The following is an 18,045-nucleotide window of genomic DNA, read 5'->3' as shown; positions in this document are numbered from 1 at the left end:
ACAACTGAAAATGCTGACCTGTTTGCATTCCGATCAGTCTCTTCCTATCCCCCGGTCTTTCAATCCCGCGCTTGTCCCACGGTCAGTTTGTACCACCCGATCAAAAGGACTCCCACAAGCACCACTGCGTCCGCAGTCAGAATCGTGGTCACATTTTGCATCATTCCATTCACGTAAAAGATTGTAAATGCTTCTACTGATAATATGACAAAACACAGGCAGTTGGTCACGTAATCGCAGATGGTATCACTGAAGCAGAACAGACGGAGTGTCAGCCATCTCCATATAAACTGACGCAAAAAAAATCTTATGATGATACAGGCGGCGGGATATACAAAAATAAATGCTTTTCCAATCTGACGGCTTATTTCGCCGTTATTCCACTGAATCGGAACCTGGGATGGCAAATGCGGATATGCAAGCAGCGCAAGCAGAAAGCACACCGCTGTGATTCCGCCCCATGCCAGTAATCCACCCCACAGATACAGGAAACCGACCGAATCCAGCCGAAAGACCTTACTGTTATTTTTCCAGTATTCTTCCAGCTCTGTCACGTATGCTTCCACCTCTAAATCTTCATACGTCATTTCCTTTTCGGTCAGCATCTTTTTACATATATAATGGTATTTCTCCAGATCTGCGATTTGGCTCTCCAGCGCATCCGCTTGTCTTTCAAGGACCACCTGCAGGGATACCTCGTGATCGATTATACGGTGAATATTTTCCAGTGAGATTCCCAAGGTTCGTAAGTACGCTATTTTTTTGATGTTCTGTACATCCTCTTCCGTATACTCCCGGTATCCATTCCTGTTATTTCTGACAGGATGGATCAGTTTTTCTTTTTCGTAGAAACGGACACTGGAACGTACAATCCCTGTTTTTTCTTCCACTTCCTTAATTGTCATGTCGTCTTTTCTCCCTTTTTTGCTGTTTACTATAAGGTATAAACAGGGTTTACAGTCAATAGCTTATGCATAAATTGTTTGAAATACTTATATTTGAAGAAAAAAGGAGCCTTCTACTCCTGCCCGGTATGGTCAGGCATGGAAAGCAGAAGACTTCCCGTTATGATGATCAGCGCAGCCGCGCTTGCCGAACAGAACACGGAGGCAGCAAACGCGCGTATCATCTCCACATCCCACCGGGTCTTTGGCAGCATGGCTATGTCAAAGAGATTCTCTTTTACCTGTGTGAATTTTTCCGCATAGAAGGAAAAATCCGACCACCGGGATGGAATAAACTCTCCCGGAAAACGGAAGCCATACCAGAGCAGAGCTGCCGCACCTCCGGCCATCACCGCAAAGAAAAAAACTTTCCACAGCCAGTTTCGATATTTAGCATGATTTTCCGTTTTGTCTCTCCGCCCAGCCTGCTGCATATCAAATTTTTTCAAACGCCGCGAACGCCGCATCAAAATCCAGAACCAGATAAGCAGGGCCCATCCGGGCAGCGTGCAGCAAAACCTTACCATGGCATAGTAAATACTCCCATTAATTCTGATTTCATGTCCCGGCAGTCCGAAGCGCATGATCATCTCTTCCGCCTGCCCCTCAAGTCCCTCCTGACCGGAGTAAGAAAAGGAGACGTTGGGAAAAAACTCCGTCTCCAGCCGTTTTGCCGGAAGCATTACCATGGGATAGGAGGCGGCCGTCACTCCCCGAATGACAAAGCGTTTCCCCTTTACGGAGATCCAGCTGCCGGTCACATCGGTGGAGCCGAACAGTTCCCATGCCGTTTTACTGCTGACGACACAGCCCTCCTCATCATCTCCAAAGCCATACGTGCCGGCCACCAGCCGGTCCTTCACGATCTGATCCATCTCTCCCCGGACCATGATGCAGGTGACATCCTGCTTAAAGTTCAGCACCGGATTCCTGGCCTCCACATAGTACTCCACATTCCATGCCGCGGTCTCCGGGAAGCTCTCATCTTCAGGCTTTAACCCGGCTTCTTTTATTTGCTCCAAAGCCTGCCGGGACACCCCCTGTCCGTGGTAACGGATCTGGATATCACCGGCGTATGGCTCTATCTTCTCTCCCTGCCACAGGGAAATTCCCCACAGAACCGCCGACAGAAGCACTGCCAGAAACACGGTTTTTACTCTGGCTGCTCTGCCCGTTCTGATCCATGTCTTAAACCTGTTCATCGTTCTCTCACTCTCCGGATATTCTGACACGGTCGCCTGCCTCGATGATCCTGCTGCTGGATACGATCAGCTGGTCCGTATTGCTGAATGCACCCTGTACTGCCGCCTGGGTGCTGCTCTTTTCCAGTAATTCCACGGGAATCTTTTCCGCGGTCAGCTCTTCGCCGAGTATCGTCTTCTGCGGTTTTACCACCAGGATGTAGTAACCATCCGATTCCTGCCTGAGCCCTGCGATGGGAATAACCTGAGTGTACTGCCGGGATGTCAGATTAAGCGAAAATGCGGCCGTTGCCCCCAGAATCCCCGTGTCCTCCTGGACCGATGCGGTAAAATGCGCCTGTTCTTCCTCCGATAAGAAGTCCACGCTGTCCACCACCGCCTCATACGTTCGCCTGGACTCTCCATACTGCAGGTTTATCTTCGTTCCCGCCGTAATCAGTTCGCCCAGCTTTTTTTCTACCGTTCCCTCGAATTTCAGCCTTCCGTCACCTATGGCCACAAGCTCATCACCCGTCACGGTCTTTCCCGGGACGACGGCCAGCTCTGTCACCACACCGGATACCGGAGCCGTCACTTCACCAGATGCTGCCTCCAGGGCTTCCAGGGCTTTTAACTGCTCCTCCGCCTTTGTAATATCCAGCTGCTTCACCTGGCGGTCCAGGCCGGAGGCGGTCTGCTCCTTTTGATTTTCGGCGGCCGTCACCGCATCCCTGGCCCGCGCGTTGGATACCGCGAGTTCAGCCTGGCTGAGCGCTTCTTCCAAATTCCTCACGCTCTTCTCTCCGGCCTTGATCTGCGCCTCCACCGCTTCCACCGAGGACTCATAGCTGCTCTTTAGCGCTTCCGCCGCGGTTCTCCTACCGGCACTGACATCGCCGTAATCTTCCTCCGCGCTGTTTAAGGCCGCTTTCGCCTCCTCCACGTTAAGCGACTGCTCTTCCCGCACCTCTTCCAGATCCTCATTTGCCCGGTCCAGAGCTTTTCTGGCTTTCAGGATCTCCTCGTCTGAAGCCCCTTCTTCTTCCAGGCGGTCCAGCTTCTCCTCGCAGTCGGTCACCTCGCGCTCCGCTTTCTTGACCGCACTCTCCTTCTTCGCCACAGCCGCATCGTAGGCCCGCTCGGCGGTCCGGTACTGCCGTCTCGTCTCCTCCTCCATCTCTTCCTCGGACTGGGTCATGTTCTGATTGTAGTCCCGTTTGAGCTTTGCAAGCTTTTCGCCGCTCTCCCGCCTCAGTTCCTCCAAGTCCTGATATCCGAAATCCAGGGCCCGTTTTGCCGCGTCCAGCGACTGAATGGCCAGCGTCTCCTCGGATATTCCCGGTATCTGTTTCGAGCGGACCTCGGACTGGGTCAGCTCCAGTCTCATCTTTTCGATGGAAAGAGCCAGTTCCTCCTTTTTCTTCTGAATTCCCTCCAGCTGATAGGCGAAAAGCACCTCTCCCGCCTCCACCTTCTGCCCGGCCGTTTTTCCGACGGACTGGACCTTTAACCCTTCCTCGGGATTTAAGTATGTGATTCCGGCGGCGAGAAATTTCCCGTCCCCTTTGATTTCATAATTTACATTTCCCATCTTGCCGTAAGAGGTGCCGACCTGCGGCACCGTCAGGGAATCCAGGCTTCTGGAAAGAACGGTAAAGACCGCCATGGCTCCAAGAAACATAAGGAAACCATCTCTGCACCATTTTCGTATTTTTTTCCTCTCCATCTGTCTACTCCTTTATCCCCGATACCATAATTCCCTGCTCCAAAAAACTCTGTCCGGCCAGAAACAAAAAGAGCGGGGGCGCCATAGCCGCCACGGATGCCACCCACGCCACACTGACCTTATCCGCCGTAATATCCGGAAGATAGAGGGACAGCGGCCAGAGCGTCCGGTTCTTCAAAAATGCCATCGGCGCCTCGATGGCATTCCAGCTCTCTAAAAAGCCCAGGATTCCTGCCGACATGATTCCCGGGAACCCCATCGGTATACCGATCCGAAAGAACACCGCCCCTTCTCCCGCCCCATCCAGACGCGCCGCTTCCAGCAGAGACGGTGGGATCGAGGAAAAGAACTGTGCCATGATAAATACCGGAAATGTGGAAAATATCCCCGGAAGGATGACCGCCAGATGGGTATCTAAAATATGCATCTGGTTCAGCACAAAGTAATCCGGGGTCATCAGAACCTGAAACGGGAGTATCATCAGTATGATATATCCCATAAACAACACCTTTTTACCCGGAAATGAATACATGGCAAACGCCCACGCCGCCGGAACGGCCACCAGCATCTGGCCGAACAGCACAGCCCCGGTCTGGAGGCAGGAGTTCCAGAACATCACGAAAAATCCCGGGGAATCCAGAAGCAGCTCCACAAAGGGACTTAAGGTCGGAAAGTCCGGAAACAGGGTAACTTTCACCGCTCCGGTTCCGCCGTTTAACACCGGACCGAACCGGGACAGCATTTCCCCCCTGGACAGGAAGGAATTTCCCGCCATCATGAGCAGGGGAAGCCAGATAAACAGGCAGATTACCGACAGGATAAGCCTTCTGACGTGCGGGAGAATCTTTTTCTCCGGCATCCGTTCTCTCAACCATTTCATGTTTCACCTCTCCTCGAAGCCAGCCCTTTCGTGATAACCGGCAGTGCCACCACCAGCAAAAGAAGGACGGAGGCCGCACTCATCTTCTGGATATCCAGGGTCACAAACCAGTGGTTAAACAGGTGCTGCAGCATATAAATGCTCTCGTGGGGATACTCCCCTGCGATTAAGTACGCTTCCCGGAATACCTTAAAGGAATTGAACACGGAAAGGGATACCACCAGAAATGCCGTCTTGGAAAGGCCCGGCAGCGTCACGTATAAAAACCGTGCCACGATGCCCGCTCCGTCCACTCTGGCCGCCTCGTAAAGTTCATCCGATATGGCCGCCAGACCCGCCACCCACAGAACCACATCGTATCCCAGATTCTTCCACACATAGGTAAAGACCAGCACGCCGAAGGCCGTGTCTCCATTGATCCAGTCTACCCCCGCCATGCCGAAGAGCGCGGTGATCTGGTTGACCATCCCCTGTGGATGGAAAAACAGCTTCCACAGCAGGACGATCGAAGCCACAGGAATGGCAAGCGGAACGAGGAGACTCGTCTTAAAGACGGTCCCCTCCTCCTTTAATCCCGCAATCAGCATGGAGCAAAACAGTGACACCAGCACCAGAAGCGGTACGCAGATCACCAGAAAGCGGAGTGTGTTAAAAGATGCCAATCGAAACGCGCTGTTGCCGACCACCGTCACATAGTTCTGCATGGCGACGAAACGCCCTCCTGCCGCCTCGAAAAATGACCTGCGGACAACATCCACATACGGGAGCAGGACAAACACGGCTGTCCCCGCCAGACTCGGCAGAAGGAACAGATACGCCTTCCGTGCCAGACGGCCCGACTGTGTTTTATTCCGCATAATACAGCTTCGCCTTGTTTTCAAACTGCCCCGCCGCCTCGGCCGCAGTCTGTTTCCCTTCAAAATATCCCTTAGTTTCACTGACTATCATCTCCAGCAGTATATCGTCAACAGAAATGGGTGTATGGAGCTTATCCAGCATTCCCATAATCTCTTCCTTCTTCTTATCATCCGGGTACTCTGCGCTCATCATATCGCCGCCGTCAAAGCTGAAACCGATGCTCACCATGGAAGTCCGTTCTATCCAGGCACCGGAAGCGGTCTTACTCACAGTAAATCCGTCATTTAAATCCCCATTCTGAACCTTCGGTGACAGGGCAAACGCGACAAACTCTCTCGCAGTCTCCTTTTCCTTACCAAAGCTGGTGACTCCCAGGAGTCCCTTCGGATAATAGATATCATTAAACTGTTCCATCTGGTAACCATACTTATCAACGATTGCAACAGGTGTCATGACATCCATCATACCCGCCAGTTCCACCAGAGAGATCTCTGCATTTTTCGTCAGCAGTCCATAATCGCTTAAACCAGTAAATCCTCTCGTATCGGCGGCATTGTATACCCGTCCGCGGCCGCCGTCTTCCGATTCATCGAAGACTACCTTGCTTCCGCTGGCGTCTCCCGCCAGCTTCGCGGTTTCCAGAAGGATTCTGACTTTCTCCGTATCCAGCTGTCCGGCGTCTTTTCCTGCCAGCTCCGGATAGTAGAGATAGATCATCTGCCTCAGAATATTTTCATAGATGGTCTTTGGGAAGAGAGCCTTATCCGGATTCGCCTCCTGCCACGCCCGGAGAGAACCGATCGCAGCCATCTGGCTCACCGCCGTTCCGTCTCCGTACATAATCGGAATGGTGACACGGACCGGGTACTGATAGACACTTCCGTCGGAACCGGTGAAGCTCTCCGCTATGTTGGGGTATAGCTCTCCCGCTTTTACCATGGGAGTGATAATATCACTTAAATCCTCCAGAACCCCTTTTTCAATATAGGATTCGATCGGAAGCCCATCCAGCACCAGCACGTCAGCGCCGTTGCCGTTTAACAGTTCCGCGTTTAAGGAACGGATCGTATCGGATTTTAAGGTGCTCCCCGACTCGCCGGCTCCGTCGATCAGTTCGACTCTGACATCGGGATACTCCATCTGGAAGAGGGCGGCCGCCTGTTTCACGGTCTGATTTTCCGAAAGGTTTAAGCCGTATACCGTAAGGGTTTTCGACGGTATGGTCGGCATTTCCGGATCATACGTATAGCGGGCCAGTTTCTGTTCCTCACTTTCCGAGTACCATAAGTAAAAATCATTGTCATTTCCGACGAGAAGACGTTTTACGTATGCGCTGGGCATGCTCATGGAATTCAGGGAACCGTCCACGATGGTCTCCCACATCGTTCCCTGATCCGCCATGTGATGAATTCCTTTAGTATTGGCAAGGTAGAAATCATCTCCTTCTCCACGGGCCAGACTTCCGTATACGTCTGACTCGTCGGTCTGGAACGGAATCACTTCCTTCTCCGCCAGCGATTTTAAATCGTACCGGAGAAATCCCCTGTCTCCTGTAGTCATAAAACTATTAGCTGTCAGCGTGTGGCTGTCGCAGAAATTGCTGTGGGAATTCCTCTGAGGGAGCTTCTTTTCCACCACGCCATCCGTACCGACGACGATGACCTGGTCACCGGAGGGAATGAACAGAGTGCCGTCTTCGCTTACGTACAGTCCGTTCAGCAGAACCATGGCATCCTCAATCCCGGCGGAAATCTCCTGCATGGGCTGCCCTTCTGCAAACTTCACCAGATGCGCCTTATAACTCTGATCCGCGTAGATCAGATAAAGCGTCCCATCCGCGCCGTAAGCGGAATACGTTAAATAGTCGCTGTCCTGAAGCTCCTGCACCGGAGATGCCGTATCTTCGCTCCAGGAGGAACCGTCGTAGCGGTAGGCCTTCTTTTTCCCATCCACTTCCTGGCCGATTAAGGTGAACATCACCAGCTCCCCGTTCTGGTCCTGGATGATATCCACAACACGTTCCGTTCCAGCTTCAAACGGATATGCAACCGCCTGCTCCACGTAACGCCCCTTTGCGACGTCCGCGGTTCCCGGGTCCGCATTCCCTGTTTGTTTTGTACTGTCCTTTGCCCCCTCTGTGGCGCCATCCTTCTGTTCCTTTGTGCCGCATCCGGCGGTCATGACTGCCATGACCGCGGCCAGAGCCAGAGCCGCGGCTCTCTGAATCAAGTGACTGTTTTTCATCTTCTTTTATTCCTTTCTCTCAATTCACTCCTGCATAAATCAAACCATATCTTTATTCTGTCTCCGCCCGATAGAGCGTCACCTTGCTTATTATGGCCTTTACAGCGGCCGGGAGATCCTGTGTCCCGCTGAAATAGCCTTCCGATTCTTCCGCCATAATGGACAGAACCGTGGGATCCGGTACGACCGGATTATCCAGGTCCGGGATCATATCCAGCAAAAGCTTCCGCTCTGATTCCGTTGGATAATCCCCGTAGATCATAAGGCCCTCCCAGTTCCCCGTCCCATAGCTCATCACTATTTGCCGCTGCTTCCATCGTTCCACACCAGCACGGGTGACGGGGAAGCCATCCTCCACGTCCTCTCCCTGTATCTGTTCCGACAGCAGGAAGGTTACAAAGCGTTCCGCCGTCTCTTTCTGCCTGCTGTTCCGGTTAATGGCGACCCGCTCTTCCGGATAGAAGGTATGATTGACGGATTGAAGCGGATACCCTTTTTCCCTCATAACTGCAAACGAAAGGCTCATCTCCGCCATTTCCCGCGGAAGCTCCAGAGAGGCTTGATTGTCTCCCGCCATAATCCCCAGATGGTCCGGAGTGGTAAACCCGTTCTCAGCGACCAGATTATACCGTTTTCCGGCTCCGTTATCCTCGTCCTCCGGATACAGAACGCGGGCGCCGGAATGCTCTCCGGTCCGCATGGCCGCTTCCAGAAGGTCTGTAAGCTCCTCTTCCTTTAATTTTCCATCGTCATCCCAAAGCTCCTGGTCATACAGAAAAGCAAGGCGCCGGAGAATATTTTCATATACGGTCTTTCCACTTATGGAGCCGGCTCCCGGCGATTCCTGATACTCCAGATACGCCTGCAGGCTGGATAAACTCGCTGTGGCCCCGGCCTCCCCATATACAACCGGGAATAAGACCCTCACTGGCACCTCGTAGACAGATCCGTCGCTTCTCCGGAAATGGCCGGTCAGATTCCGGTATATTTCCCCACTCTCTGTAAACGGCGCAAGAAGTTCGCTCATATCCTCCAGAATCCCTTTTTCTATATAGGACTTTCCCGGAAGGCCGTCCAGCACGAGAACATCCGCTCCCGCTCCGGTCAGCAGCTCCTCGTTTAAGCTTCGGATGATATCCGCATCCATCATCCCTTCCATCTGCTTTCTTCCGTCGATCACCTCGACACGAATATCGGGATTTTCCATCTGGAACCGTATGGCTCCCTGGCGGATCAGATACTTCTCCGACAGATCAAGACCGTATACGGTCAGCGTCGATGTCGGAACGGAAATGGTGTCCGGATCGTATACATAGTGTGCAAGAACGGGATTTTCGTCTTTCTCGTACCATACGAAAAAGTCGTTGTTCTTACCGACACACATCTTACTAATTCTAATCCCCGGAAGGCTTAAGGAATTCAGACTCCCGTCCACAATGGTCTCCCACATCGTCCCGCCGAGCGCCATGTGGTGAATTCCCGCCGCGTTGCACAGGTAGATATCGTCCCCTTCTCCGGCTGCGAGGCTGCCCTCCGCGTCGGAGTCCCCCGTCTGGTAAGGAATCGTCTCCAGTTCCTTTCCTGTCTCCATGTCATAAGCCAGAAATCCCAGGTCACCCGCCGTTATGTACGTATCTCCCACCAGTGTGCTGCTGGTATTCAGCGTGCTGTTTCTGTTTTTCTGATACAGCTGGAGGGACACCCCGTCTTCCGGCTTCCAGACCACGGTCTTTCCATCCATCAGGGAAAAGAGCACCGCCCCGCTGTCAGCCGCCAGAAAATCGGAGATATTATAGATCCCATCCTTTTCAAACGCGGGATCTGCAAGCCGCTCCATCTTCTGACTGCCCCAGGCCATCTTTCCGATGTATCTCTCTTCCCCCTGTGTAAGGTAGTAATACGCCGCATCCTTCGTACCGTTCATCTTTAAAAGCATGCTGCCCTCGGGAATGCTGGCGGTGAGGGCTTCATCCATGTTCCATTCACCCGTATCTTCCATCCGGTAAATCCTGTTTTCCATCTCCTGGTTGTATGTAAGAACCAGGAGATCTCCTTCCGGAGAAAGCATCATGGCTTCCATCATCTCCGTCGATGGATCGAACGGAAATGCCAGTTCCTGCTCCACATACCGTCCTCTGGGGACGTCGGAGTTATCACCGGCTCCCCCATTATCGGCCGTCGGCGCATCCGCCCCGCCCGCCTCCGCACCACCCGGCTTCGGGCCGCATCCTGCCGCCATCACAGTTACCGCGGCCAGTATCAAGAGCCATGCGGCGGCTTTCCGTGCGGTCATTCCTTTTTTTCTGTCCATCCCTTTTTGTCCTTTCTGCCATTCCGGATTTGCCTTTAGAATAATCATACCAGAGAAATCTCTAAAAAAACTGGAAACGGCTGGTTTTTAGATTTTTTAGAGATTTCTCTGCTATAATAGAGGAAACAACTGATATAAATAAGAAAGAAAGCAGGGATCACAGACATGAGAATCTTACTGGTAGAAGATGATAAAATACTGTGCAGCACGGTAGCCATGCAGTTAGAGCAGGCGGGATATCAGGTCGATCAGTGTTACCGGGGCGATGACGCCCTCTACTACGCGACGGAGTATCCCTATGACGTGCTGATTCTGGACCGGATGCTCCCGAGCCTGGACGGTTTAAGCCTCTTACAGGCCATCCGGCAGAAATCCGTCATGACTCCTGTCATCATCACCACCGCGCTCGACGGTGTGGGCGACAGAATCGACGGGCTGGACGCAGGCGCGGACGACTACCTAGTCAAGCCCTTTGCAGTGGAGGAACTCCTGGCACGGATCCGGGCAGTCACCCGCAGACCCGGACGAACCGCGGACACCACGACTCTGACCTTCGGCAGCCTCAGCCTGGACGCGGTCAAGCATGAACTCACCAGAGAAGGCGCCGCCTCCGAGACGGTTACACTCTCCGGCCGGGAGTCGTCGCTTCTGGAGTATCTGATGAGAAATGCCGGCCGTACGCTTCCGCGAAATGCCATCCTCTCCTACGTGTGGGGACCGGATTCCGAGGTGGAGGCAGGCAATCTGGACAACTACATCTATTTTTTACGCCGGCGTTTAAAGGCGCTTCATGGAAATGCAAAAATCCAGACGGTCCATGGCGTCGGCTACCGGCTGGAGGAATTCCATGATTAAAGAGCTTCGCAAAAAACTGACCCTGTTGTACACCGTAACCACGGGAACCATTCTGACCCTGGTAGTCGCAGGACTCCTCTTCTACAACCTTCGTGTATCGGAAAAGGACGCGCTGCAGACCTTCCAGAATCAGATCGTAGCCGTCGCGTCCCGCATGCAGTACGGCTCCACCATTTCCGGAAGCTGGCTGGCCCAGACCGAGGCTTCAGAAAAGCTGATCATACATATTGAGGAGAACCGGGAACCATTTCTCTATTCCGGGTCCTGGGCTCCGGCCACGGACCGGCAGACGCTCATCGACCGGGCGCGGGAAGAGGCCCTGAAGGAAAAAGTCAATCCGGCGGTGCGCCCCGTCTCCTCCTCGGTCATTCAGAGCTCGGTCTTCACGGTAAAGGGGGATCAGGGAGACTCCTATTACGGCACAATCCTTGTCTTTCCCACCGCCAAAGGATATCAGAGCCTGACGCTTCTGGGGTACCGGACGCCGGGTATCTCTCTGATCAGGAGTCAGGGGCCGCGCTTCCTGCTGTTCGATATTCTGGGGATTGCAGCCCTCTTTCTCGTCAGCTGGTATTTCGTCGGAAAATCCCTGGAACCGGTCGAAATGAGCAGAAAACGCCAGAACGAATTCATCGCTTCGGCCTCCCACGAGCTTCGCTCCCCTTTGGCAGTCATCGAATCCAGTGTCACCGCCATTGACGCAGTAGCGGCAAGTCACTCTCCCTTACAGTCGGCGGAAGGTTCGGACAGTCCCTCTCCCCTGCAATCAGCGGAGTGTTCGGAAAAGCAGGCCCAGTATCTGAAAAACATACGGAGTGAATGCAGGCGCATGGCGGCGCTTGTGGGGGATATGCTGCTTCTCGCGTCCACAGACGCCGGCAGCTGGTCCATCAAACAGGAGACCGTGGATATGGATACGCTTCTCATCGAAACCTACGAGCTCTTTGAACCGGTCTGTCAAAACAGCCAGGTCAGGCTTTTCCTGGACCTGCCGGAAGAGACGCTTCCCCATGTAACCGGCGACGCCTCCTGCTTAAAACAGCTGCTCACCATCCTTTTGGACAACGCCGTGTCCTATACACCGGCCAATAAAAAGATCACCATAAGCGCCGCGGTGAAAGGGAAAGAAATGACGATCTGCGTAGCAGACCAGGGGTGCGGGATTCCCGCCGATGTCAGGGCGCATATCTTCGACCGCTTTTACCGGGGCGACACCTCCAGGACGGACAAACGCCATTTCGGCCTCGGCCTCTCCATCGCCAAAGAGCTGACCACGCTCCACGGCGGCCGGATCTCGGTGGATGAAACGGAAGGCGGCGGCGCAGCCTTCCGGGTGAAGCTGCCTGTCATGGCGGAAAATGAAGGGCAGAGACTGTAAATGCGCCCGGGCTCATTGACCAGGGAAATAAAAAAGGCAACAGGCCTGATTTTTAACGGGCCTGTTGTCTTAGCTTACAAAGGAATCACAGTTCTTATCCTATTACCTGTTCAGCGCCTCCCGGTATTCACTGGGAGTCATCCCGGTAAACTGCTTAAATACCTTGCTGAATGCTCATGTGCGGTAAAGTAACACACAAGAATTTAATAGACAACAGCCCCTCACTATTCCTAAAATTAAGGGAAAATAAATAGATTTCTTAAAATCTGTATGGTAGAATATGATTATGAACAAATCAACAAACAAGAATTGATATGGGAGGATAACAATATGTCAAGATTAGGTATGCTTTATGCACTGAACGAAGAAGATGTAAAAAAACTTCGCTCTGTGCCAGAAGAAGAACGATATGAATATATGTTGGAAGAAATAGAAGAAGCCTTAATCGGAAGTCCGCGCAGTTGTGAATTAGATAAAGCATGGGAGGGTATTCAGTATTGCTTAGGTGGTGGACAATGGAATGAAGATAATTGCATCCCGACTAATATTGTCTTTGGCGGAGAAGTTTTGGTAGAAACGGATGATGAAATTATTACATTGAAAAATCATCAAGATGTCAGAGATATTGTTGAATATCTTCATCAGAATAAATTGCAAGAAATAATACAAAAGAACTTTTGGAATATTGATGATGAAAATTTTATGTATAAAAACGATGATGGATTAGAACACACTTTAGGTTGGAGCGAAGAAATTCTTGCTTTTTACGAAAACGCACTGAAAGAAAATTGCCAAGTGATTTTTACTGTTGACTTTTAAGCAAATTTCAGTTTATCGAGCAGATAGCAAATCCAGCCGAGCCAGTCAACGGCAAGCAAGTGGGCTTCGCCCACCGTTGACAGCCTCGCCCGTTTTTGCTGATAAGCAGCCAAGAGGACGATAGCCCAAAGTGCTACCGCCCTCTTTTATTATTTACAACTGAATAACCGTCGCCACGCAGCGGCACATGAAGCAGTAAATCCGAAAAAGATTTGCTGCTTTTTTGTTGTCCGTTTGGCAAATTTCAAAATGTTCTGTATTAGGGAATGAAGCCGGAAAAAGCCGCTGATTTTTTCATACAGCGGGCAAAACGCAGCCAGCCCAACGCTCTATGTGTGAAAAAAAGCTGGTTGCGATTTCCCGGAAAAGTGGCAGTAGGAAGTGAGCGGCAGTCCGGCAGTTTCTTAGAGCAAGATTCTACCGAGGTGCCAAAATTCGCTTTCTGCTCATTTTGCCCCTGCGGGAATCTTGTTGGGGAGTGCCTTCCCCAAACCCTGCCATGCGGCTTACGCCGCTGAAAAATCCCTCAAAATATTTTTCGGATTTTTCAAAAACAGTTCCGCTTCACACCCCGTTTTTCTCCTATTAGTGGGAGGACACCACGCACAAGAAAGGAGGTCAACCACCTATGAAACGATACAACACACCCCACCGCAGCCGGGTAGTCAAGACACGCATGACAGAAGAAGAATACGCCGCTTTTGCGGAAAGGCTTTCTGCTTACCACATGAGCCAAGCCGAGTTTATCCGGCAAGCCATAACCGGGGCAGCCATACGCCCCATCATAACTGTTTCCCCCGTCAATGACGAGCTGCTTGCCGCTGTCGGGAAGCTGACCGCCGAATACGGCAGGATCGGCGGCAACCTAAACCAGATAGCCCGGACGCTGAACGAGTGGCACAGTCCCTACCCGCAGCTTGCCGGGGAGGTACGGGCGGCGGTTTCCGACCTTGCTGCCCTAAAGTTTGAAGTCTTGCAGAAAGTGGGTGACGCTGTTGGCAACATTCAAACATATCAGCTCTAAAAATGCCGACTATGGCGCAGCGGAAGCCTACCTCACATTTGAGCATGACGAGTTTACCATGAAGCCCACCCTTGATGAAAACGGGCGGCTGATACCGAGGGAGGATTACCGCATTTCTTCCCTCAACTGCGGGGGCGAGGATTTCGCTGTTGCCTGTATGCGAGCCAATCTCCACTATGAGAAAAACCAAAAACAGGAAGATGTGAAAAGCCACCACTATATCATCAGCTTTGACCCACGGGACGGGACAGACAACGGCTTGACCGTAGACCGGGCGCAGGAGCTGGGCGAGCAGTTCTGTAAAGAGCATTTCCCCGGACACCAAGCCTTAGTCTGCACCCACCCGGACGGGCATAACCACAGCGGCAATATCCATGTGCATATCGTCATCAACTCCCTGCGGATTTATGAAGTCCCGCTTCTGCCCTACATGGACAGACCAGCCGACACACGGGAGGGCTGCAAGCACCGCTGCACCAATGCCGCTATGGAATATTTCAAGAGTGAAGTCATGGAGATGTGCCACCGGGAGGGGCTTTACCAAATCGACCTCCTAAACGGCAGCAAGGAACGGATAACCGAACGGGAATACTGGGCGGCAAAGAAAGGGCAGCTTGCCCTTGATAAAGAGAACGCCGCCAGAGAAGCCGCCGGACAGCCGACCAAGCCCACCAAGTTTGAAACGGACAAGGCGAAGCTGCGCCGGACGATACGGCAGGCACTTTCCCAAGCCGCCAGCTTTGACGAGTTTTCTTCCCTTTTGCTGCGGGAGGGTGTGACCGTCAAGGAGAGCCGGGGGCGGCTTTCTTACCTCACGCCGGACAGGACAAAGCCCATCACAGCCCGGAAGCTGGGGGACGATTTTGACAAGGCTACCGTCCTTGCCATGCTCACGCAGAACGCCCACAGAGCCGCTGGACAGACCAAAGCCATACCCGAATACCCTGCCGCTGTCAAAGAGCCGTTACAAGGGGAGAAAATCGAAAAAAACACCCCGGCAGACAACACCTTACAGCGCATGGTTGACCGGGAAGCCAAGCGAGCCGAGGGCAAGGGCGTGGGCTATGACCGCTGGGCGGCAAAGCACAACCTAAAGCAGATGGCGGCTACCGTTACCGCTTATCGGGAATACGGCTTTTCTTCCCCGGAGGAACTGGACGCAGCCTGCTCCGCCGCCTATGCCGCCATGCAGAAAAGCCTTACAGAACTGAAAAATGTGGAAAAGACGCTGAACGGGAAAAAGGAGCTGCAACGGCAGGTGCTTGCCTATTCCAAGACCCGCCCCGTCCGGGACGGGCTGAAACAGCAGAAAAACGATAAGGCAAGGGCAGCCTACCGCCAGCAGCACGAAAGCGACTTTATCATAGCAGACGCAGCCGCCCGCTATTTCAAGGAAAACGGCATTTCCAAGCTGCCAAGCTATAAAGCCCTGCAAGCAGAGATTGAAGCCCTTATCAAAGAGAAAAACAGCGGCTACAACGATTACCGGACAAAACGGGAGGAATACCGCCGCTTACAGACGGTCAAAGGCAATATCGACCAGATTTTAAGCCGGGAGCGAAAGCCCGTGAAGAATCAGGAACAGGAGCGATAAAAACTACCCCCAAATGCACCCGAACCCATACCAAACAAGGGGGCTGCCCCGTACCCTATCCGCAATACCAAAGGATTTTTTAACGGGCTTACAGAGCAGAAAAACCCCGAAAATGATACCGAGATGATACAGAATTACCGCCGATACCGCCACACCAGCGGAAACGGCAGAAAGGAGCACAATTATGCCAAGAATGAGCAAGAAACGGCGACTGGAATGGTCTTTTTTCCTGCGGCAGGTAAAAGTCGGGGATACCACCTGCGACCGTATCACATACAATGACCTCTGCCGGGGCTGTACCCATAGCTGCAAGCAGAGTTTCCGGGCGGTTATCATACTCTGCCCCCGCTACTATTCCAAACGCCGGAAAAAGGAGGGCAGGGACAATGGCAGATAACCGCAAGTATTACTACCTCAAGCTGAAAGAGAACTTTTTTGACAGCGACTCCATTGTGCTGCTGGAAGATATGAAAGACGGGATTTTATATTCCAACATCCTTTTGAAGCTGTACTTAAAATCGCTGAAAAACGGCGGGAAGTTGCAGCTTGACGAGCATATCCCCTACACAGCGCAGATGATAGCGACGCTGACCCGCCACCAGATAGGGACGGTTGAAAGGGCTTTAGAGATTTTCCGACAGTTGGGGCTTGTGGAGCAGCTTGACAGCGGGGCTTTCTATATGACCGACATTGAACTGATGATAGGACAATCCTCTACCGAAGCCGAGAGAAAACGGGCTGCAAGGCTGGAAAACAAGGCACTTTTACCACCCCGGACAAACGGCGGACATTTGTCCGACATTCGTCCACCAGAGATAGAGTTAGAGAAAGAGATAGAGATAGAGATAGAAAAAGAGAGAGAGGGAGAAACGGGACACCCCGCCCCCGCCGCTTATGGCAGATACAACAATGTGATACTGACCGATACAGAGCTTTTCGGGCTGAAAACAGAGTTGCCCGACAAATGGGAGTATTACCTTGACCGCCTATCCTGCCACATCGCTTCTACCGGGAAACAGTACCACAGCCATGCAGCCACCATTTACAAGTGGGCGCAGGAGGACGCAGCCAAAGGCAAGGGTACGCCAAAACAGAGTATCCCCGATTATTCTTGCAAGGAGGGCGAGAGCTTATGAAAAACGAAATTGAAGATATGATTTTAAATATGACAGCCACTACCGCCGAAGCGGAGGACTACACCGGGGAGGACGGGCTTTTATACTGCGGCAAATGCCATACGCCCAAAGAAGCCTACTTTGCAGAGGGAAAGACCTGTTTCGGGCGTGACCGCCACCCAACAGACTGCGACTGCCAGCGGGCAGCCCGTGAAAAGCAGAAAGCTGCTGAAAGCCGACAGAAGCACCTTGAAAAAGTGGAGGACTTGAAACGCCGGGGCTTTACTGACCCTGCTATGCAGAACTGGACATTTGAGCATGACAATGGCAGAAACCCACAGACCGAAACCGCCCGTTTTTATGTGGAGAACTGGGACACCATGCGGGCTGAAAATATCGGCTATCTGTTCTGGGGCGGCGTGGGGACGGGAAAAAGCTATCTTGCCGCCAGTATCGCCAACGCCCTTATGGAGAAAGAGGTTGCCGTCTGCATGACAAATTTTGCCCTTATCTTAAATGACCTTGCCGCCAGCTTTGAGGGCAGGAATGAATATATTTCCCGTCTTTGCAGCTACCCCCTGCTGATACTTGATGATTTTGGTATGGAACGGGGGACAGAATACGGGCTGGAACAGGTTTACAGCGTGATTGACAGCCGTTACCGAAGCGGCAAGCCGCTAATCGTCACGACCAACCTCACGTTGGAGGAATTACAGCACCCGCAGGACACACCCCATGCCCGTATCTATGACCGGCTACTTTCCATGTGCGCCCCCGTCCGTTTCACGGGCAGCAACTTCCGAAAGGAAACCGCACAGGACAAGCTGGGACGGCTAAAGCAACTGATGAAGCACTGAAAGGAGAGCCTATGGCAGAAACGAAACAGAAAAGCACCACCAAAACAGACCGCCGCCCGGACTGTGTGACGGAAATCCGCATGGGCAACTCCGTCCTTACTGTTTCCGGCTTTTTCAAGCAGGGCGCAACTGACACCGCCGCCGACAAGATGATGAAAGTGCTGGAAGCGGAAGCTGCTACACAAAAAACGGCGATTTGACCGACCATAAAGAAGCAGATTTGACGCTTTTGCCGCTATACAGACAGCCGCCCCATGTG

At 52.5% G+C, this 18,045-nt stretch carries 15 protein-coding genes and 2 pseudogenes; 9 read left to right on the top strand and 8 right to left on the bottom strand.

What is annotated here, in order from left to right; translation table 11 throughout:
* Positions 1 to 59: 59 nt before the first annotated feature.
* From H8S80_RS27365 to H8S80_RS27335, 7 genes are all read right to left on the bottom strand, one after another.
* Positions 60 to 905: a MerR family transcriptional regulator gene (locus H8S80_RS27365; protein WP_002601029.1), complete on the bottom strand. Its 846-nt coding sequence runs from the start codon at positions 903 to 905 to the stop codon at positions 60 to 62.
* A gap of 113 nt (positions 906 to 1,018) precedes the next feature.
* The gene (locus H8S80_RS27360) at positions 1,019 to 2,146 is read right to left on the bottom strand and encodes an ABC transporter permease (RefSeq protein ID WP_117621013.1); all 1,128 of its coding nucleotides are present in this window, start codon (positions 2,144 to 2,146) and stop codon (positions 1,019 to 1,021) included.
* Between the two features lie 7 nt (positions 2,147 to 2,153).
* On the bottom strand, positions 2,154 to 3,851 hold the full coding sequence (locus H8S80_RS27355; protein ID WP_117621014.1) for an HlyD family efflux transporter periplasmic adaptor subunit: 1,698 nt from the start codon (positions 3,849 to 3,851) through the stop codon (positions 2,154 to 2,156).
* 4 nt (positions 3,852 to 3,855) lie between these two features.
* On the bottom strand, positions 3,856 to 4,731 hold the full coding sequence (locus H8S80_RS27350) for a carbohydrate ABC transporter permease (RefSeq protein ID WP_117621015.1): 876 nt from the start codon (positions 4,729 to 4,731) through the stop codon (positions 3,856 to 3,858).
* The gene (locus H8S80_RS27345; RefSeq protein WP_117621016.1) at positions 4,728 to 5,588 is read right to left on the bottom strand and encodes a carbohydrate ABC transporter permease; all 861 of its coding nucleotides are present in this window, start codon (positions 5,586 to 5,588) and stop codon (positions 4,728 to 4,730) included. Before H8S80_RS27345 ends, H8S80_RS27350 begins: the two co-directional genes overlap by 4 nt.
* Positions 5,578 to 7,833: an extracellular solute-binding protein gene (locus tag H8S80_RS27340; protein WP_117621017.1), complete on the bottom strand. Its 2,256-nt coding sequence runs from the start codon at positions 7,831 to 7,833 to the stop codon at positions 5,578 to 5,580. Before H8S80_RS27340 ends, H8S80_RS27345 begins: the two co-directional genes overlap by 11 nt.
* A gap of 52 nt (positions 7,834 to 7,885) precedes the next feature.
* Positions 7,886 to 10,144: a hypothetical protein gene (locus H8S80_RS27335; protein ID WP_147338532.1), complete on the bottom strand. Its 2,259-nt coding sequence runs from the start codon at positions 10,142 to 10,144 to the stop codon at positions 7,886 to 7,888.
* A gap of 165 nt (positions 10,145 to 10,309) precedes the next feature.
* Here H8S80_RS27335 and H8S80_RS27330 point away from each other — a divergent pair, with 165 nt between their 5' ends.
* Both H8S80_RS27330 and H8S80_RS27325 read left to right on the top strand, forming a co-directional pair.
* Positions 10,310 to 10,999 carry a response regulator transcription factor gene (locus H8S80_RS27330; protein WP_002601036.1) on the top strand — a complete coding sequence of 230 codons (690 nt, stop codon included), beginning with the start codon at positions 10,310 to 10,312 and terminating at the stop codon, positions 10,997 to 10,999.
* Positions 10,992 to 12,377, top strand: coding sequence for a sensor histidine kinase (locus H8S80_RS27325; RefSeq protein ID WP_117621019.1), 1,386 nt, complete (start codon positions 10,992 to 10,994; stop codon positions 12,375 to 12,377). The genes H8S80_RS27330 and H8S80_RS27325 overlap by 8 nt, the downstream gene beginning before the upstream one ends.
* Before the next feature lie 102 nt (positions 12,378 to 12,479).
* On the opposite strand, the pseudogene H8S80_RS35190 reads toward H8S80_RS27325, so the two are convergent.
* Positions 12,480 to 12,548, bottom strand: a pseudogene (locus tag H8S80_RS35190) (AraC family transcriptional regulator); the annotation flags it as partial.
* 159 nt (positions 12,549 to 12,707) lie between these two features.
* Between H8S80_RS35190 and H8S80_RS27315 the strand changes: the two are divergent.
* The 7 genes and pseudogenes from H8S80_RS27315 (at position 12,708) to H8S80_RS27285 (ending at position 17,986) form a co-directional block, all read left to right on the top strand.
* Positions 12,708 to 13,196, top strand: a complete 489-nt coding sequence (locus H8S80_RS27315; protein ID WP_117461408.1) for a YfbM family protein — start codon at positions 12,708 to 12,710, stop codon at positions 13,194 to 13,196.
* Between the two features lie 616 nt (positions 13,197 to 13,812).
* A pseudogene (locus H8S80_RS27310) lies at positions 13,813 to 14,220 on the top strand (plasmid mobilization protein); the annotation flags it as partial.
* Positions 14,192 to 15,814 carry a relaxase/mobilization nuclease domain-containing protein gene (locus H8S80_RS27305; protein WP_118090882.1) on the top strand — a complete coding sequence of 541 codons (1,623 nt, stop codon included), beginning with the start codon at positions 14,192 to 14,194 and terminating at the stop codon, positions 15,812 to 15,814. The pseudogene H8S80_RS27310 and the gene H8S80_RS27305, both read left to right, overlap by 29 nt.
* Positions 15,815 to 15,998: 184 nt before the next feature.
* Entirely contained in the window at positions 15,999 to 16,211 is a 213-nt protein-coding gene (locus tag H8S80_RS27300; RefSeq protein WP_117461390.1) for a hypothetical protein, read from the top strand.
* Positions 16,201 to 16,950, top strand: a complete 750-nt coding sequence (locus H8S80_RS27295) for a phage replisome organizer N-terminal domain-containing protein (protein WP_117461391.1) — start codon at positions 16,201 to 16,203, stop codon at positions 16,948 to 16,950. The genes H8S80_RS27300 and H8S80_RS27295 overlap by 11 nt, the downstream gene beginning before the upstream one ends.
* On the top strand, positions 16,947 to 17,786 hold the full coding sequence (locus H8S80_RS27290) for an ATP-binding protein (protein WP_117461392.1): 840 nt from the start codon (positions 16,947 to 16,949) through the stop codon (positions 17,784 to 17,786). The genes H8S80_RS27295 and H8S80_RS27290 overlap by 4 nt, the downstream gene beginning before the upstream one ends.
* Positions 17,787 to 17,797: 11 nt before the next feature.
* A complete protein-coding gene (locus H8S80_RS27285; RefSeq protein WP_117461393.1) occupies positions 17,798 to 17,986 on the top strand; it encodes a transposon-encoded TnpW family protein in 189 nt (62 codons plus the stop codon).
* The last annotated feature ends 59 nt before the right edge of the window (positions 17,987 to 18,045 follow it).

Source organism: Hungatella sp. L36, from assembly GCF_014288035.1.
The sequence above is the reverse complement of the archived record's forward strand: the minus strand, read 5'-3'. Positions and strand labels throughout refer to the sequence as shown.

Coding starts and splice junctions, on each gene's coding strand:
- H8S80_RS27290 (WP_117461392.1), top strand. CDS start 16,947: ATGAAAAACGAAATTGAAGATATGATTTTAAATATGACAGCCACTACC.
- H8S80_RS27360 (WP_117621013.1), bottom strand. CDS start 2,146: ATGAACAGGTTTAAGACATGGATCAGAACGGGCAGAGCAGCCAGAGTA.
- H8S80_RS27355 (WP_117621014.1), bottom strand. CDS start 3,851: ATGGAGAGGAAAAAAATACGAAAATGGTGCAGAGATGGTTTCCTTATG.
- H8S80_RS27285 (WP_117461393.1), top strand. CDS start 17,798: ATGGCAGAAACGAAACAGAAAAGCACCACCAAAACAGACCGCCGCCCG.
- H8S80_RS27315 (WP_117461408.1), top strand. CDS start 12,708: ATGTCAAGATTAGGTATGCTTTATGCACTGAACGAAGAAGATGTAAAA.
- H8S80_RS27330 (WP_002601036.1), top strand. CDS start 10,310: ATGAGAATCTTACTGGTAGAAGATGATAAAATACTGTGCAGCACGGTA.
- H8S80_RS27295 (WP_117461391.1), top strand. CDS start 16,201: ATGGCAGATAACCGCAAGTATTACTACCTCAAGCTGAAAGAGAACTTT.
- H8S80_RS27345 (WP_117621016.1), bottom strand. CDS start 5,588: ATGCGGAATAAAACACAGTCGGGCCGTCTGGCACGGAAGGCGTATCTG.
- H8S80_RS27325 (WP_117621019.1), top strand. CDS start 10,992: ATGATTAAAGAGCTTCGCAAAAAACTGACCCTGTTGTACACCGTAACC.
- H8S80_RS27300 (WP_117461390.1), top strand. CDS start 15,999: ATGCCAAGAATGAGCAAGAAACGGCGACTGGAATGGTCTTTTTTCCTG.
- H8S80_RS27335 (WP_147338532.1), bottom strand. CDS start 10,144: ATGGACAGAAAAAAAGGAATGACCGCACGGAAAGCCGCCGCATGGCTC.
- H8S80_RS27340 (WP_117621017.1), bottom strand. CDS start 7,833: ATGAAAAACAGTCACTTGATTCAGAGAGCCGCGGCTCTGGCTCTGGCC.
- H8S80_RS27365 (WP_002601029.1), bottom strand. CDS start 905: ATGACAATTAAGGAAGTGGAAGAAAAAACAGGGATTGTACGTTCCAGT.
- H8S80_RS27350 (WP_117621015.1), bottom strand. CDS start 4,731: ATGAAATGGTTGAGAGAACGGATGCCGGAGAAAAAGATTCTCCCGCAC.